The sequence below is a fragment of the Pseudomonas sp. Pseusp88 genome (assembly GCF_047303955.1).
Lineage (GTDB): Bacteria > Pseudomonadota > Gammaproteobacteria > Pseudomonadales > Pseudomonadaceae > Aquipseudomonas.
Window position 1 is genome coordinate 1 of sequence record NZ_JBGLYM010000014.1, and the last position, 16,564, is coordinate 16,564.

Below are 16,564 nucleotides of genomic sequence, written 5' to 3' on the forward strand. Positions count from 1 at the left end.
CAGACCGGCAGCATGGCAGCGACGAAACCGTAGCCCACCAGCATCCAGGTGATCTGCACGCCGGTGAAGGTGAACATTGGCGCCCACGCCGGGTTGGCGGCAATCTGCCCACCCATCCAGATCGAGGCCAGCAGCAGGACCACGCCAATCACCGAAATCTCGCCGATGCGGCCCGGGCGGATGTAGCGCATGTAAATGCCCATGAACATCGCCACCGGAATGGTCGCCAGTACCGTGAACATGCCCCAAGGGCTCTCGGCCAGGGCCTTGACCACGATCAGCGCCAGCACCGCAAGGATGATGATCATGATCAGGAAGCAGCCGAACAAGGCGATGGTGCCGGGAATGCGGCCCATCTCCTCGCGAACCATGTCGCCCAGGGAGCGGCCGTTGCGGCGAGTGGAGAGGAACAGGATCATGAAGTCCTGCACGGCCCCGGCCAGGACCACGCCAGCAATCAGCCAGAGGGTACCGGGCAGATAACCCATCTGCGCAGCCAGCACCGGACCGACCAGCGGGCCTGCACCGGCAATGGCGGCAAAGTGGTGACCGAAGAGAATGTGTTTGTTGGTCGGCACATAGTCCAGACCGTCGTTGTTGACCACCGCCGGCGTGGCCCGGGTCGGGTCCAGTTGCATGACGTGGTTGGCGATGAACAAGCTGTAGTAGCGGTAGGCAACCAGATAGATGGCGACGGCGGCCACTACTATCCAAAGGGCATTGATGGGTTCACCGCGACGAAGCGCTACGACGCCAAGCGCGCATGCCCCCAAAGCGGCGACAGCGAACCAAGCCAGATGTCTGGTCAGTCGGGTCATTTGAGTCTCCTGCCAGGGCCAGGGGCCTGTGGCGTAATTGTTTTTGTTGGGCTCGCAAACGGAGCGTGCCCACTATCCCCGCTGTTCGCCCGGATAAATATGGGTATTACTACCGTCTCTTCTACGTAGTACTACGTGGGTCTACATGAACAGCCTTAGGGCATACCATGTGCACCTACAAAAACAACACACGTCCGGTGCCCGTCGTCATGCAACTGAAGTACAAGATCGTCGCCCTCGGCATCCTGCCGCTGATCCTCGCCGTCGGGGTGATCTGTGCCCTGGTGATCGTGCAGAACCAGCGCCTGGGCGAACAACAGGCGCAATTGATAGAAGACAGCATTCTGGCCAGCAAGCGCGCGGAACTGCAGAACTACGTAGAACTGGCCATGAGCGCCCTGGCCCCGCTGTATGAAAGCGGCAAGGATGACGAGCAGACCAAGCAGCAGGTATTGCAGGAGTTGTCCAAGCTGAGCTTCGGCATCAACGGCTATTTCTTCGTCTACGACCATAATGGCCGCAACCTGATGCACCCGCGCCAGGGCGCCCTGGTCGGCAAAGACCTGTGGAGCATGACCGATCCCCAGGGCCTGCTGGTCATCCAGGCCTTGTTGAAAAGCGCCCAGTCCGGTGACGGCTTCCAGCACTACGCCTGGGAGAAGCCCTCCACCGGGCAGATCACCGACAAGCTGGCTAGGGTGGTCATGCTGGAGCGCTGGGGCTGGATGCTGGGCACCGGCATCTATCTGGAAGACGTCGAGCGCGCCACGCGCCAGGCCCGGGAAGAGGTCGCCCGGGGCATCTACACCACCATGCTCGATATCGGCGCCGTGGCCCTGATCGCCGTGGTGCTGGTATTCGCCTGCGGCCTGACCCTCAATGCCAGTGAGCATCGCCTGGCCGACAGCAAGTTGCAGCGTTTGAACCGACGGATCATGAGTCTGCAGGAAGAAGAACGCTCGCGGTTGTCACGGGAACTGCACGACGGCATCAGCCAGGTGCTGGTGTCGATCAAGTTCCAGTTCGAACTGGCCAGCCTGGAACTGGAAGCCGGACGCGAGTCGGGCATGGATATCCTGCGCAAGGGCACCGAACGGCTGGGCGATGCCATCGGTGAAATCCGCACCATTTCCCACGACCTGCGCCCTTCCCTGCTCGATACCCTGGGCCTGGCCGCCGCCGTGACCCAACTGGTCAACGAGTTCGAGCAACGCAGCGGCCTGCATATCCACTACGGCCAGCATCTGGGCGACCTGACCCTGGTCGAAGGCGCACCGGTGGCGCTGTTCCGCATACTGCAAGAGGCTCTGACCAATATCGAGCGTCATGCCCATGCCAGCAACGTCTGTATAGAACTGAGCAGCAACGCCGCCCAGGTGCGTTTGGCGGTCATCGATGACGGTGTCGGCTTTGAAGTGGATGGCAAGGGCATGCAGGGCGGGATCGGCCTGCGCAATATCCGTGAGCGAGTCGAGCACTTCAACGGCCAGTTGCACCTCTTTTCGATGTCCGGGCGAAGCGAAATAATCGTCACCCTGCCTACCCGAGCGAACTCATGACGACTCAAGCCCCTATTCGTATTGCGTTGGTTGATGATCACGCCTTGGTCCGCGATGGGGTCCGCGCCCTGCTGTCGACGCGTCCGTCATTCGAGGTGGTCGGCGAAGCCGAAAGTGGCGCCCAGGCGCTGGAAATGTGCGGGGCGATCAGCCCGGATATCCTGCTGGTGGATATCGGCCTGCAAGACATGAACGGCCTGGAACTGACCCGCCAGGTGCGCGCCCGTTACCCGCAGATCAAGATTCTGGTGCTGAGCATGTACGACAACCATGAGTACGTGACCACTTCGATCCGTGCCGGGGCCAGCGGCTATGTACTCAAAAATGCACCGTCACGGGAAATCGTCGCCGCCATTGAGGCCATCACCACCGGTGGCACCTTTTACAGTGCCGCCGTGACGCTCAAGCTGGTCACGCCAAAAAGTGACGACAACGAATTGACCCCAAGGGAAGTCCAGGTACTGGTGGGTCTGGCCCAGGGCCTGAACAACAAGACCATTGCCCGGGACCTTGCCATCAGCGTGCGCACCGTGGAAACCCACCGCTTGAGCATCCGCCGCAAGCTCAAGGTGGATAAGCCGGCGGGACTGGTGATGTATGCGATGGAGCATGGGTTGTTGCCGTGATGTGCAGGCATGAAAGTGCACTGGTGGGACCGGCTTCAGCCGGGAAGGCGGCGGCACACTCACAGCATTTGTGTCGTTTTCATTGGAGCCTTCCCCGCTAAAGCCGGTCCCACAGCAGCCAATCCCGGCACACCGACGAATACTGCGACAACATGCCGCAGCCAAACCCACGACCAGTTGTCTGACGACTAGATGTATGCCGTAGTATTCAGAAATAATTTGTTCTAAAATGTTTCTCAATCGGCAAGCGGATGTGGAATCGAACCGAAACGATGATTTTCATCGGCGAATTCGAACCCGGCGACTTGACCCACTTATATAAGAAAAAAGCCCGTCCTCGACGGGCTTTTTTCGTTTTCAGCTTTTGTCGCGCTGCAAGTGACCAATTTTTAACGCTTTTCAACATTAAACTTAGAGGTCTACCCCATGATTCGCCTTGTCGTTTCCCTGTACCAATGGATCAAGCGCTCGCCTGAAGACAACACCTCTTCGGATGGTCAAGGTTACTCCCGTGACTTCAACCGGGAAGAAAGCGAGGGCAGCCGCTGGACTTTCGTTTCAATCTTCGCCGTATTTACCCTGAGCCTCTACATCCTCGCGGGCCTGGGTTACTACGCCAAGGTTCACGTGTGGGACGAAATGAGCGAGCAACAGAAAGAAGTCGTCTCCCAAGCGATGGTGGTCAGCTCGCAGAATCTCTGATTCAGCAGGCAATTTGCTCAGGCCGGGCAATATAGAAAGGGACGCATTGGCGTCCCTTTTTATTTATATGAGAAATTTTATGACCATTGCCCCGTATCCTCGACATACGGCGACAGCCCGTCCGGCAGATCAATCCAGCGCAACGGTGAAGCATCACGACGACGGACGATCCGTTGCGGCGTGAAATGCCAGAGCCGTTCGGCGCCCTCGAACCTGGCAATATCCGCCGAGTCGAGATCGACCCTGGCCGCCCCGCTCATCTGCAAGACATCCCCCGTTTTGAAATCGATGAACAACAGCCCGGCTTTAGGGTTGAGCTGCATATTGCCCAAAGTGTTGAAAAACTGATTACCCATGAAATCCGGCACCGTCAGCGAACCATCGGCATTGAGCCGGACAAACCCCGGCTTGCCGCCGCGATGGGAAACGTCTACCTGACGACCGCTTTCGGGCAGGTCAACGTAAGTGGCGACAAACAGGGTCGAGGCATCGCCGATCAGGCCACGCGCATCATCATCCAGTTCACTCAAGCACTGCACTTCACCTGTGCCCGCCACTGCCGGATCCCGGACATAGGCAAACTGGCGCTGATGAATGTACTTGGGGCAATTGCCGAAGCTCTGCTCCACCTTCAGTAACAGGCTCCGCCCGTTGACGCGTTGCAAGCGGCCATTGAGGCGATTGCGCCGACGAGTCCGCAGGTCGATGCCCAGCAGGCCGATGGCGGCGTTTTCGCCCAATCCTGTCTGCGCAGGGTCTGCAGGATCGGCCTGAATATCCAGGCGCAGATGCCGGGCATCTTCAGCCTGGACAAAACCCGGCTCCCCGACCAGGAGGCTGGCCCAAACATCGTCGTCGCCATCCACCGCACCCAGCACCATGAACGGTAACAACGGGTAAAAGCCCTGATGCTGTTCGATCAGATGATTGCGGATGACCTTGCGCCCGACCATGTCCATGCGTTCAAGCACATCGGCACTGCGTTGCAAGGCCAGTTCACCGGCATGCCAGGGCGAAGCGGGGATGGTAGCGAGCATGTTCATGGGAACCTCCGACGATGTTTTGTTTCAAGGTCAGGCCCGGGCGTACAAACCGGCCTGAGTGCGGGGGAACGGCACAAAACCGTCCAGTGCTTCGACCCGACCCAACCACTGTGTAATCAGTGGATAAGGTGCCAGGTCAACGTTGCCTTCGGGGGCGCCGACGATATAGCTATACAGCGCCACATCAGCCAGGGTCGGCTGCGTGCCCACCATCCAGGCACCGTTGCTGCTCAGGTTGTCTTCAATCAGCGTCAGGATCCGATGGGCCCGGCTGATGGTGGTCTCGGGATCAAGCTTGGCGCCGAACACCGTAATCAAGCGTGCCGCCGCAGGACCTGCCGCCAACTCACCCGAAGCCACTGACAACCAGCGTTGAACCTGTGCCGCTTGCAGGGCGTCTTCGGGCAGCCAGTCGGTCTTGCCGAACTTCTTTGCCAGATACACCAGAATCGCCGTGGAATCGCTGATCCACTGGCCGTCATCTTCCAGCACCGGCACCTGGCCAAATGGATTGAGCTTGAGGAACGCTTCGGTCTTGTGAGCGCCATTGGGCAAATCGACCTCGATCAAACTGCAGTCTGCGCCGATCAGGGACACAAACAGCTGTGCACGGTGAGCATGGCCGGACAAGGGGAAATAAAACAGTTTCATGGTCGATTCTCGCTGATTGATGGGGATGGGCTTTCGATGGAGATAATCCTAGTCACATCACAGGATTGAATAAATGCCGTAAAAAGAACATATTCACTCCATATTTCGGAGTAATGGAATCCGTAATGGATACGCTGCAAGCGATGCGTCTGGTCCTGGCGATTACCGAGCAAGGCAGCCTGACCGCCGCCGCACACAAACTCGGGACGTCGCTGCCCACCGTGGTGAGAGTGTTGGCCGCCACCGAGCAGCACCTGGGCGTACGCCTGTTCGAACGCACCACGCGTCAGGTGCGCATTACCGAGGAAGGTCGGCGTTACGCCGAATCGGCCCGGGCGGTGCTGCGGGAAATCGAAACCGTTGAAGATGTGTTTCGTGACAAGGACCGCGAGCCCAGTGGCGAACTGGTGATCAGCGCGCCGGTGCTATTTGGCCAGTACCACGTGATGCCTTGCCTGAGCAGCTTCATGAAGCAGTACCCGAAAGTGACGGTGACCCTGATCCTGCTGGACCGGGTCACCGACCTGATCGAGGAAGGTATCGACATCGCGGTGCGCATTGCCCCGATTGTGACGCCTGATCTGGTTGTCACCCCTCTGGGCCAGGTCCGCCGCTACCTGGTCGCCAGCCCGGAACTCCTCGCCAGCCTGCCCCCCATTGAACAGCCCGCCGATATCAGTGATGTTCCCTTTATCCAGCACTCGGCCCTGGTCCTGGGCGCGCAGGTCGTTCTGGAGGAGCGCAACAAACCAGTGGTCATCAAGATGAATAACGTACGCATGAAGACCAATAGCGCTGCGGGCACCATTGCCGCCTGTATCGATGGGCTGGGGTTGGGCATGGTGCTCTCGTATCAGGTGCGCGACGCCATTGCCGACGACAGGCTGCGGGTGGTCCTGCGCGATTTCCTGCCGCCGCCGGTGCCGGTATCCCTGGTGTATATGCCGTCGCGGCGTAACTCCGTGCGTAGCCAGGCGTTTATCAAGTGGGCCAGAGAGGCGATCAGCCAGCGGCTTAGCGTCCAGCTGGGTTGATCCGGACTGCAAACACCGACCTGTGGGACCGGTTAGTTCCCGCACCACACATTGATGGCGAGCATTTCAAGTATCGATACAGGTTAATGGTGCCTCGGGGGTGGGCTAGATAGAGTCGTCAGCAACGATTCAACACCCCTGACCCACGAGGTATGCCATGTCCCGCACTATTCGTTTCCACCACTTCGGCTCTGCCGACGTGCTCAAGTGCGAGGAACAAAAGCTTCGACAACCCGCTGCCGACGAGGTGCTGATCCGTGTCGAAGCCGTTGGCGTGAGCTGGGATGACGTGCTCTGGCGTCAGGACCTGGGGCCCTGCAAGGCACGCCTGCCGGCTGGCCTGGGCAGTGAGATGGCCGGTGTGGTCGAGGCCGTAGGCGCACAGATCACCGATCTGAAGCCCGGTGATCGCGTCGCCAGCTTCCAGGCTGTGAATACCAACGACTATCCGGTCTACGGTGATCTGATCATCCAGCCGCGTACCACCCTGACCCGTTATCCGGACAACCTGACACCGGCCCAGGCCGCTGTGCACTACAACCCGCTGCTGCTGGCCTGGTTCGCCCTTGTCGACCTGGCTCGCGTACAACCCGGCCAGAGTATCCTCGTCACCGAGGCGACACTCAGCCCCAACATTGCCTTCGTCAAACTGGGCAACGCGCTGGGCCTGCGTGTCATCGCCGCGACGAAAAACCCCGAGGATCGCCAGTACCTGCTCGACAATGGCGCCGCACAGGTGATTGTCACCGACGAACAGGATCTGGGTATGCGCATTACCAAACTGACCGATGGCCACGGCGTCGAAGCGATCTTCGACGGCCTGGGCGGTCCACAGATGTCCCTGCTCGGCGACGTCCTGGCGCCACGCGGCAGCCTGGTGCTCTATGGCCTGCGCGGCGGCAATTACACCCCCTTCCCGGCCATCGAAGCGTTCAAGAAGAACATCCGTTTCTTCGTCCATTGCCTGTGTAACTTCACCGGCAAGCCCGAATTCAACATCGGCCAGGACGGCGAAGCCTTGAAACGGGCGCTGGAAGGCATCAACCGCCTGACGGTGGAACACTCGCTGGCCTCGGATATCGACCGCAGCTTCAATCTGGAACACGCGGCCAAGGCCCATGACTATCTGGAACACCAGACGGCGTATGGACGGGTGGTTTTGAAGCCGGTGTGATGAAAACAGTTGCCAGCCACGTACAATCCTGAGAAAAAGCGGCCCGTCATCGCTAACCACAGTACGAGCCGCAAATGACCCAGCAACTGCAGATAGAAGACCTTACCCCCGGCACCGGCAAAACCGTGGTCAAGGGAGCCCTGATCACCACCCAGTACACCGGTTGCCTGGAAGATGGCACGGTATTCGACTCTTCATGGGATCGTGGCAAACCCTTTCAGTGCGTGATCGGGACTGGCCGGGTGATCAAGGGCTGGGACCAGGGCCTGATGGGCATGCAGGTCGGTGGCAAGCGCAGGCTCCGAGTTCCGGCGCACCTGGCTTATGGCGAGCGCAGCATGGGGGCTATACCGCCCAACTCCAATCTGGTTTTTGAAATCGAGCTGCTGGAAGTCCTGACGCGGGATGATTGATCAGCGGGGCGTCAGGGCATTGCGCGCGACGAGGGAAAAAGCCATGCTCCGCGCAAGGTAATTTGCGTCTTTGATCAGGAATCTCTTTTATGGCCCTCAACAAGCCAACCCAGGAACTCAAACGACACTTGCGCGGCTCGGCCAGCAATCTGGAAAGCGCCGCCAACGAAATTCTCAGACTCGCCGGGCAGATGCCGGATGTCGATGTGACCGCGACCCTGCAACTGGTCAACCGCCTCTACAGCGATGCCGACCAGCTCAAGGCCTATGCCGATGAGATCAAGGACAAGCGCATCGTACGCGCCAAGCTCAATAATCCGCAGGATTGACGACGCGCCATGCTCCCCGCCCCGACCCGAACCGGCAGCAGCCCACAACACGTGCACATGCAGAAATGGCGCGGACGCGTCGGTATGGCGCTGGCGGCGAGTCTGTCCGTGCTGGCAGGCATGACCGATGCCATCGGCTTCATGGCCACCGGCGATTTCGTTTCCTTCATGAGCGGCAACACCACCCGCCTGGCGGTGGCGATCAGTGCCGGGGAAACCGGAGTGATGCTGCGGCTGTTCTGGGTGCTGCTGGCATTCGTGATGGGCAATGCCCTGGGTATCGTGGTCGCCCGGCGCAGCGGTCGGCGCGCACTGCCGTTGTTGATGTGCATCGCCATGTTGTTGTGTCTGGCGGCGGCCTGGCCGCTGGATACGCAACTGCCCGCGCTGATCGCGGCCATTCTGGCGATGGGCATGCTCAATGCCGCAGTGGAACAGGTCAACGGCCTGCCGGTGGGTCTGACCTATGTCACTGGCGCCCTGTCGCGCTTCGGGCGCGGCCTGGGGCGCTGGATGCTGGGGGAGCGCCGCGATGGCTGGCGGGTGCAACTGGTGCCGTGGCTCGGCATGTTTTTCGGCGCCGTGATCGGCGCCTTGCTGGAACAGCGACTGGGACTCAAGGCATTGCTGGTCAGCGCCTTGGTTGCAGCGCTGCTGGGCCTGCTGTCGCTGAAGATTCCTCATCGCTGGCAAAAACGTTATATGCCGCGTTAGGCCAGTTTACGCGACGGCGAATTATGCAAGCCCAGCAGACCATGTAAAACGCCCATGCGCAGACCCGGCTCGGACGGCTGCATATCCTGGATGGCGAATACCTTGAACGCCGCCAGCATGATCGCCAAACCTCCGGGCAAGGTGCTCATACGCTGACTTTGCAGGCCGATCAGACGCAATTGCTGGACGTTTCCAGCCTCGAGCAGGCACACCGAAAGACGTAATAAAGCGGCATAGGTGATGCCGGTCTCGCCAAAGCTGTTAAGGCCATTAAGCTTGATCAGCTTGGCCAGCATGCGTGCCGTGCCGGACGAACCAATTGCCTGCTGCCAGCCCAGTTTGCGATAGCGCTGGGCAACCTTTTCAAAGCGTTCGATGGCGGCACGCTCGGCTTCCTGCAGGGCCGGGGCGCTGATATGACCGCCGGGAAAATAGCGCTTGCTGAAGGTGCCGCTGCCGATGGCGATGCTTTGCGCCAGTAACGGGCGTTCGCCCTGGCCGACGATCAGCTCGGTCGAGCCGCCACCAATGTCCACTACCAGACGCGGGACTTCGGCGTCCGGCATGGTATGGGCGACGCCGGCATAGACCAGCTTGGCCTCTTCACGCCCGGAGATCACATCGATGGGAAAGCCCAGACGTTCTTCGGCGCCCTTGAGGAACAGCCCGCCGTTCTCGGCCTCGCGCACTGCGCTGGTGGCAACGGCCCGCACACGACCGGCTTCGAAATGCCGCAGACGCTTGCCAAACCGTTCAAGGGCCAGCCAGCCACGCTCCAATGCCAGATGATCCAGCGCCCGGCCCTGAAAGCCCTCAGCCAGGCGCACCGGCTCACGCAGGGTTTTGACTTCCTGAATGACCATACGCTGGTCACGCTTGACCGGCTGGCCAATCATCATGCGGAAGGCATTGGAACCAAGATCCACGGCGGCAAACAGCGGAGTGTCACTTTTCAATACCCAAATTCCTGTTGAGTTCACGAGCAACCCACGCGCGATGCGCAAGCCCATGAAAAGTGAAGAAGTGGCTGATCTTGCCACCGGTTTCGTTACACGATGATGACATCGCGCATTTGCATGTGTGATCGAATAACTAACATCTGTAAGAAACTTCCGTCACCAGCCCGTCACATGTGCTTACTAAAATCGGAGCCCTCCGATAACCATGCGAGCTTCTCTCATGCATCCAGGCAACGATACCTTGGCGCGCCGTATCCACCGCGAGCTTCAGGACCACAACGACGAAGAACTGGAGCTGGAACTGGCCGAAGACGAGCACGGCCTCGACAAACTCTTTGAAGGCGATCTCGACAGCCTCGAAGAAAAAGAAGCCCGTCGCCTGTATTTCAGCGAGCTGTTCCGTCTGCAGGGTGAGTTGGTCAAGTTGCAAAGCTGGGTGGTCAAGACCGGCCACAAAGTGGTGATTCTTTTCGAAGGCCGTGATGCCGCCGGCAAGGGTGGCGTGATCAAGCGCATCACCCAGCGGCTCAACCCACGGGTCTGCCGTGTCGCCGCCCTGCCCGCGCCCAACGACCGTGAACAGACCCAGTGGTACTTCCAGCGCTACGTATCGCATCTTCCGGCCGCTGGCGAGATCGTCCTGTTCGACCGCAGCTGGTACAACCGCGCGGGCGTGGAAAAGGTCATGGGCTTCTGCAATGACGACCAGTACGAAGAGTTCTTCCGTACCGTGCCGGAGTTCGAACGCATGTTGGCCCGCTCCGGCATCCAGTTGATCAAATACTGGTTCTCGATCTCCGATCAGGAGCAGCATCTGCGCTTCCTCAGCCGCATCCATGACCCGCTCAAGCAGTGGAAACTCAGCCCCATGGACCTTGAGTCGCGCCGGCGCTGGGAGGACTACACCAAGGCCAAGGAAATCATGCTCACCCGCACCCATATCGCCGAAGCGCCATGGTGGGTCGTGCAGGCCGACGATAAAAAGAAAGCGCGCCTCAACTGCATTCATCACCTGCTCGGGCAAATGCCCTACGAAGAGGTCGAGCACCCGGTGATCGAATTGCCACAGCGCCAGCGCCGCGAGGATTACACCCGCGTGCCGACACCGAATGAGCTGATTGTTCCGCCGGTGTACTAGAACAAACACAAGACCTGGATGTGATTGTTGCAGGAGTGTGCGCCACGGCGATCCCACTTGCCCGCGAAAGCAATGTTTCAGGCGAAGACGATGTGTCGAGTCTACGGACGCTTCGCGGGTAAACCTTGCTCCAGCAATCCATTCCAGAGGCGGGCAACCTAGACCGCCCGCCCCTGTTTATCCCCTTTGCCTATATTGACCGACCGGGAGTCGTCGCATGTTCGAGTTTTCCAAGACACTGATGGCCGCAAGCCTGAGCCTGGTGTTGAGCCTTACCCTTGCCAACCCGGCCAGTGCCGTAGAAGAAGTGACCGGCGCCGGGTCGACTTTCGTGTATCCGATCCTCTCCAAGTGGGCCGCAGACTATAACCAGAAGACCGGCAAACGCATCAACTACCAGGCAATCGGCTCCGGCGGTGGTATTGCCCAGATCAAGGCCGATGCCGTGGACTTCGGCGCCAGTGATATGCCGCTCAAGTCCGAAGAACTGGCCAGCCACAGTCTGGGGCAATTTCCTCTGGTGATCGGCGGTGTCGTCCCGGTCATGAATCTAAGTGGTATCGCACCGGGCACCCTGAAGTTCAGCGGCGCAGTTATGGCCGATATTTTCATGGGCAAGATCAAACAGTGGAACGACCCGGCGATTGTTGCCCTCAACCCCGGCGTGACGTTGCCAAACAAGAAGATAGTCGTCGTCTATCGCTCCGATGATTCAGGTACCACTTATAACTGGGTCAATTACCTGTCCAGTGTCAGCCCGGCGTGGCAAGGCAGTATCGGCAGTGGCGTTTCCGTGAAGTGGCCAACCGGCTTCGGCGCCAAAGGCAGCGAAGGCGTGGCCACTTACGTCAAGCAGATGCCTGATTCCATCGGTTATCTGGAATACGCCTATATCAAACAGAACAATCTGAACTTCGGTCTGCTGCAAAACAAGGCGGGCAACTTCGTGCCGCCGACCGTTGCCAGTTTCCAGGCCGCTGCTGCCGCAGCCAACTGGGACAGCGCCCATGACTTCAATACTTCGATGATCAATGCGGCGGGTGAGAATGCCTATCCCGTTACGGCGACTACCTTTGTGGTCATGCCGAAACTGGCCAAGGACCCCGAACGCCGCAAATTGGTACTGGACTTCTTCAAGTGGTCCCTGGAAGACGGCAAGGCCCAGACCAACGCCCTTAACTTCGTACCCCTGCCTGATGCACTGACGCAACAGGTCGAAGCCTATTGGACAGAGAACAAGATGAAGCCCTAAGAACCCATCGAATAATGTGGGACCGGCTTCAGCCGGGAAAGCGTATTCCCGGCTGAAGCCGGTCCCACAACCCGATAAAGCGCACATTATTGAGGCTGCCTGTCCTTCAACCACAAACCAAACTCTTTGAGCACCTCGACTATCTTGCGCAGGCGCTGCCCCTCTTCGCTCAGACAATATTCCACCCGCACCGGCACTTGCGGGTAAACAGTCCGCACAATCATCCCTGCCTCCTCCAGTGCGCGCAGATCCAGGGTCAACATGCGTTGGGAAATATTCGGAATATCCCGGCGCAACTCGTTAAAGCGCTTGGGCCCGTCAAGCAGATAAGACACCAGTAGCATCCGCCAACGCCCGCCCAACAAACGCATCGACTCTTCCACAGAACAGCCGGATATATTCTTCTTCAAAAAATCACCCCGGTATATTTTTTGTACCTATACCACATTAATCTGCCTTCTTTAAAAAAGTAACCAAAGCGCAAATACTGAGCGCCCTCTCGATCCGTGCTCAAGGAACTTGCATGAAGCTTTATTACGCCCCCCACGCCTGCTCACTGGCGGCCCACATTGTTTTGCATGAGATTGGCCAGCCCTTTGAACTGGTCAGAGTCAATAACAAGACCAAGCGCACCGACCAGGGCGATGACTTCCTGACGATCAATCCCAAAGGTTATGTCGCGGCACTGCAACTGGACGACGGCCAGGTGCTCACCGAAGGCCCGGTTATCCTGCAATACCTGGCTGATCTGGCCCCTGAGGCCGGCCTGGCCCCGAGCAGCGGCACCTTCGAACGTGTGCGCCTCAATGAATGGCTGAGTTTCATCAACAGCGAAGTACACGCGGGCATGAACCCATTGTTCAACCCGATGCTGGTCGGCGAAATACGGACGTTGTTCGAAAACAGGCTGAGCAAGCGCCTGGATTATCTGAATGAGCGCCTGCAGGAGCATGATTACCTGCTCGGCGCCAGGTTCAGCCTGGCCGACGCCTATCTGTTTACCGTGCTCGGCTGGCTAACGGTATTCACCATGGAACTGGAGCGCTGGCCCGCACTTGCACAATTGGTTGAACGGGTAAGTTCGCGCCCCGCGGTAAAAGCCGCGCTCAAGGCCGAAGCACAAGCAGCCTGATGGGTTTAGAATGCCGCGCTCATTTATCGACTGATGCGCCTTCATGAACTCCGATGCACTCGCGACCCTGCACCAGCACCTGCTCAGTGCCCTGACCACTGTCCCCGAGGAAACCCGCCGCCTGTTCCACGGCCGTGGGCGGCTGTGGGCCGGGCTTGAGCACATTACCGTCGACTGGATGGAAGGCGTGGTGCTGGTCTCGCTGTTTCGTGAGCCGCCTGCCGACGAACTGCTCGCCTTGAAAACCTTGCTGATGGAGCTGAGCGTGAGCGCGACCTGGCATCAAAGTCAGGCCCATACCCTGCTGTTGCAGCACCGCTATCTGCCGGACAGCACCACCGAATGGCTGCGCGGTGAAGTGGTCAATGAGTGGCTGATCCACGAAAGTGGCCTGAGCTACAAGGTCGATTTCGGCAAAAAGCAGAACTGCGGGCTGTTCCTTGATATGCGCTACGGCCGCGACTGGGTCCGTGCCCAGGCCCAGGGCAAGCGCATCCTCAATCTATTCGCCTATACCTGCGGTTTTTCTGTCGCCGCCCTCGCCGGTGGCGCCGAGCACGTATTGAATCTGGATATGGCCCGTGGCGCACTGAACCGTGGTCGCGACAACCATCGCTTGAACGACCACGATATGAGCCGGGTCGGCTTCATGGGCCATGACCTGTTCAAGTCCTGGGGGATGGTGAAGAAATCCGGCCCCTATGATCTGGTGATCATCGATCCACCGTCGTTTCAGAAAGGCAGCTTTGAACTCGACAAGGATTACCGGCGTGTCCTGCGCCGCCTGCCGGAACTGCTCAGTGTCGATGGCTGCGTGCTCGCCTGCATGAACGACCCCAGCGTCGGCCCGGATTTTCTTATCGAACAGATGACGATCGAGGCACCGCAGCTGAATTTCGAACAACGCCTGGACAATCCGCCGGAATTTGCCGATGCCGACAGTAACGGCGGCCTGAAGGCTTTGATTTTTCGGCAAAAGAGCCTTTGAACTGCTGTTTGACAGCGCCACTGCAGCTTCGCGCCATCAGCAACTGCAGGGGCGATTCAGGTTATTTGGATCCAAATTCAAGTTTATTTTCTGCCGAATGTTTTTTTCACAGCTAATCACCTACTCTGCCCTTAACAACAGCGAAAGCGTGCCGATACACGCTAAGGTGAGTTGAAATAAACCACCTGCACAGGGATCCGTGCCGCTTATCAGTGCCCGCATCTGATGCCATGATCAGTGGGCACTGCTCACTTGAACACTGTCAGAGGTACCTATGGCCGGGATAATGGATGCTGTTAATAGTCGCACTCAATTGGTCGGCCAGAACCGCCTCGAACTCTTGCTATTCAAATTCAATGAACACCAACTCTATGGCATCAACGTATTCAAGGTCCGGGAAGTCCTTAAATGCCCGCACCTGTCCTTGATCCCGGGCTCTAACTCAAACATCTGCGGCGTTGCCAACATTCGCGGCGTTTCCATTCCCATTCTCGACCTGGCCCTGGCCACCGGCCTGCCCGGTCTGGCCGATCCAACATCCGCCTACGTCATCATTACCGAATACAACCGCAAGACTCAGGGCTTTCTGGTGTATTCGGTCGAGCATATCGTCAACCTAAATTGGGAAGACATCCACTCGCCACCCCGTGGCAGCGGCACCAATAACTATTTGACTGCCGTGACCAAGGTGAACGACAAACTGGTGGAAATCATCGACGTGGAGAAAGTCCTGGCCAAGGTTTCTCCCGTGGCTGAAGAAATCTCCGCCGGTGTCATTGACGAGCAGGTGCAGGAAAAGGCCAAGACCATTCGCGTATTGACGGTCGACGACTCCTCCGTGGCGCGCAAGCAGGTCAGCCGTTGCCTGGAGAAGATCGGTGTGGAAGTGGTCGCCCTGAACGACGGGCGCCAGGCTCTGGAGTATCTGAAGGCCATGGTGGACGAAGGCAAGAAGCCCACCGAAGAGTTCCTGATGATGATTTCCGATATCGAAATGCCGGAAATGGACGGTTATACCCTGACTGCCGAAGTTCGCAACGACTCTCGCATGCACGGCCTGCATATAGTCCTGCACAGCTCGCTGTCCGGCGTATTCAACCAGGCCATGGTGAAGAAAGTCGGGGCCAATGATTTCCTCGCCAAGTTCCACCCCGATGATCTGGCGCAACGAGTCATTGATCATATGAACCTGCGCTACCCTAATCACTGATCGAACAGCCCTCCGGATAATCGGCCAATAAACGGCCGATTATCGATTATTTTCCGGCGTCACATTTCGACCAACGTCTAATATCGCGCTTTTTTCATACATGAAGCGAATTGTTTATATCCGGATTGTTGCAGCTTTTGCAAAAAGTGTTTATCAAAAAAGCCTCTACCGCTCTTCATGGCCGCGCCCTACCATTCGCGCCATGAAAACGCTTGACGATAAAAGACTTCCTCCCAACAAGACAGACAACTAACAGTCTCGTCACTTGCGCGACCGATTTATTATCACAGCCAAGGAAAACTGTAATGAACGTTAACGCCCTGCTGATCGCGGCCGCTGTCTCCTGCCTGAGTCTTTCTGCCATGGCCGACGACACAACAGCGAATCAGCCAGTGCAGGATGTTGTCCCGGATAACTATACTTACGGCATGAATCTGGATATCCATAAAGTTATTTCATCCACCGAAGTGGCTAATGTCTGTGCCGTTGTCCCGGTTGAAATGACGTATGAAGATTCCCACGGTCAGCGCCATATTCTCAAATACCAGGTCATGGGCAATGGCTGTTCCAACGGCTGAACACCCGTCAGGCAGAACAAACTACCGTTGTTTATGCCCTGAATAATATCCGCTGCAAAGCCGTACTTGTGGGAGCGAATTCATCTGCGAAGGGGCCAATACATCCAACACATTGGCGGCGTCCGGAATAAAGCTTTCGCGAATGAATTCGCTCCCACAGTAGCGCGTGTATATCGTCGGATCTGTGGGAGCGGATTCATCCGCGAAGGGGCTGCTCTGGCTTTATAGCAAACACAGAATCTCC

Annotated in this window: 19 protein-coding genes; 14 read left to right on the plus strand and 5 right to left on the minus strand. The window is 58.2% G+C overall.

Annotated elements, in window-relative coordinates:
* Positions 1-818: carbon starvation CstA family protein (locus tag ACCD02_RS17870; protein ID WP_413304449.1), on the minus strand; the 818-nt coding region annotated here is incomplete at its 3' end.
* A 209-nt stretch (positions 819-1,027) separates the two neighbouring features.
* Between ACCD02_RS17870 and ACCD02_RS17875 the strand changes: the two genes are divergently transcribed.
* The 3 genes from ACCD02_RS17875 (at position 1,028) to ACCD02_RS17885 (ending at position 3,705) form a co-directional block, all read left to right on the plus strand.
* On the plus strand, positions 1,028-2,377 hold the full coding sequence (locus tag ACCD02_RS17875; protein WP_413304791.1) for a cache domain-containing protein: 1,350 nt from the start codon (positions 1,028-1,030) through the stop codon (positions 2,375-2,377).
* Complete coding sequence (locus tag ACCD02_RS17880) at positions 2,374-3,003, plus strand: response regulator (RefSeq protein WP_413304451.1); 630 nt, start codon at positions 2,374-2,376, stop codon at positions 3,001-3,003. The genes ACCD02_RS17875 and ACCD02_RS17880 overlap by 4 nt, the downstream gene beginning before the upstream one ends.
* Positions 3,004-3,429: 426 nt before the next feature.
* Positions 3,430-3,705, plus strand: a complete 276-nt coding sequence (locus tag ACCD02_RS17885) for a hypothetical protein (RefSeq protein ID WP_413304454.1) — start codon at positions 3,430-3,432, stop codon at positions 3,703-3,705.
* Positions 3,706-3,782: 77 nt separating this feature from the next.
* Here the strand turns inward: ACCD02_RS17885 and ACCD02_RS17890 are convergent, their stop codons facing one another.
* Together ACCD02_RS17890 and ACCD02_RS17895 are read right to left on the minus strand one after the other, a co-directional pair.
* A complete protein-coding gene (locus ACCD02_RS17890) occupies positions 3,783-4,748 on the minus strand; it encodes a pyridoxamine 5'-phosphate oxidase family protein (protein ID WP_413304456.1) in 966 nt (321 codons plus the stop codon).
* 30 nt (positions 4,749-4,778) lie between these two features.
* On the minus strand, positions 4,779-5,399 hold the full coding sequence (locus ACCD02_RS17895; protein ID WP_413304458.1) for a glutathione S-transferase family protein: 621 nt from the start codon (positions 5,397-5,399) through the stop codon (positions 4,779-4,781).
* A 125-nt stretch (positions 5,400-5,524) separates the two neighbouring features.
* Between ACCD02_RS17895 and ACCD02_RS17900 the strand changes: the two genes are divergently transcribed.
* The 5 genes from ACCD02_RS17900 (at position 5,525) to ACCD02_RS17920 (ending at position 9,063) form a co-directional block, all read left to right on the plus strand.
* Entirely contained in the window at positions 5,525-6,433 is a 909-nt protein-coding gene (locus ACCD02_RS17900; protein ID WP_413304461.1) for a LysR family transcriptional regulator, read from the plus strand.
* Between the two features lie 157 nt (positions 6,434-6,590).
* The gene (locus ACCD02_RS17905) at positions 6,591-7,607 is read left to right on the plus strand and encodes a zinc-dependent alcohol dehydrogenase family protein (RefSeq protein ID WP_413304464.1); all 1,017 of its coding nucleotides are present in this window, start codon (positions 6,591-6,593) and stop codon (positions 7,605-7,607) included.
* 74 nt (positions 7,608-7,681) lie between these two features.
* Complete coding sequence (locus ACCD02_RS17910; protein ID WP_413304466.1) at positions 7,682-8,020, plus strand: FKBP-type peptidyl-prolyl cis-trans isomerase; 339 nt, start codon at positions 7,682-7,684, stop codon at positions 8,018-8,020.
* Positions 8,021-8,109: 89 nt separating this feature from the next.
* Positions 8,110-8,349: a hypothetical protein gene (locus ACCD02_RS17915; RefSeq protein ID WP_413304468.1), complete on the plus strand. Its 240-nt coding sequence runs from the start codon at positions 8,110-8,112 to the stop codon at positions 8,347-8,349.
* A 9-nt stretch (positions 8,350-8,358) separates the two neighbouring features.
* Positions 8,359-9,063 carry a YoaK family protein gene (locus tag ACCD02_RS17920; protein ID WP_413304471.1) on the plus strand — a complete coding sequence of 235 codons (705 nt, stop codon included), beginning with the start codon at positions 8,359-8,361 and terminating at the stop codon, positions 9,061-9,063.
* Here the strand turns inward: ACCD02_RS17920 and ACCD02_RS17925 are convergent.
* A complete protein-coding gene (locus ACCD02_RS17925) occupies positions 9,060-10,019 on the minus strand; it encodes a Ppx/GppA family phosphatase (RefSeq protein ID WP_413304474.1) in 960 nt (319 codons plus the stop codon). The two genes, ACCD02_RS17920 and ACCD02_RS17925, sit on opposite strands and share 4 nt — an antisense overlap.
* 223 nt (positions 10,020-10,242) lie before the next feature.
* Here ACCD02_RS17925 and ppk2 point away from each other — a divergent pair, with 223 nt between their 5' ends.
* Positions 10,243-11,160, plus strand: coding sequence for a polyphosphate kinase 2 (gene ppk2 / locus ACCD02_RS17930; RefSeq protein ID WP_413304477.1), 918 nt, complete (start codon positions 10,243-10,245; stop codon positions 11,158-11,160).
* A 217-nt stretch (positions 11,161-11,377) separates the two neighbouring features.
* Positions 11,378-12,412, plus strand: a complete 1,035-nt coding sequence (gene pstS / locus ACCD02_RS17935; RefSeq protein WP_413304479.1) for a phosphate ABC transporter substrate-binding protein PstS — start codon at positions 11,378-11,380, stop codon at positions 12,410-12,412.
* Positions 12,413-12,498: 86 nt separating this feature from the next.
* Here the strand turns inward: pstS and ACCD02_RS17940 are convergent, their stop codons facing one another.
* Entirely contained in the window at positions 12,499-12,783 is a 285-nt protein-coding gene (locus ACCD02_RS17940) for a winged helix-turn-helix transcriptional regulator (RefSeq protein WP_413304482.1), read from the minus strand.
* Between the two features lie 152 nt (positions 12,784-12,935).
* Between ACCD02_RS17940 and gstA the strand changes: the two genes are divergently transcribed.
* The 4 genes from gstA to ACCD02_RS17960 all read left to right on the plus strand — a co-directional run bounded on the left by gstA (position 12,936) and on the right by ACCD02_RS17960 (position 16,320).
* Positions 12,936-13,544, plus strand: a complete 609-nt coding sequence (gene gstA, locus ACCD02_RS17945; protein ID WP_413304483.1) for a glutathione transferase GstA — start codon at positions 12,936-12,938, stop codon at positions 13,542-13,544.
* A 43-nt stretch (positions 13,545-13,587) separates the two neighbouring features.
* Positions 13,588-14,532: a class I SAM-dependent methyltransferase gene (locus ACCD02_RS17950; protein ID WP_413304486.1), complete on the plus strand. Its 945-nt coding sequence runs from the start codon at positions 13,588-13,590 to the stop codon at positions 14,530-14,532.
* A 274-nt stretch (positions 14,533-14,806) separates the two neighbouring features.
* Positions 14,807-15,742 (plus strand): chemotaxis protein CheV, encoded by a 936-nt coding sequence (locus ACCD02_RS17955; RefSeq protein WP_413304488.1) that lies wholly within the window; start codon positions 14,807-14,809, stop codon positions 15,740-15,742.
* A gap of 305 nt (positions 15,743-16,047) precedes the next feature.
* Entirely contained in the window at positions 16,048-16,320 is a 273-nt protein-coding gene (locus ACCD02_RS17960; RefSeq protein ID WP_413304490.1) for a DUF2790 domain-containing protein, read from the plus strand.
* The last annotated feature ends 244 nt before the right edge of the window (positions 16,321-16,564 follow it).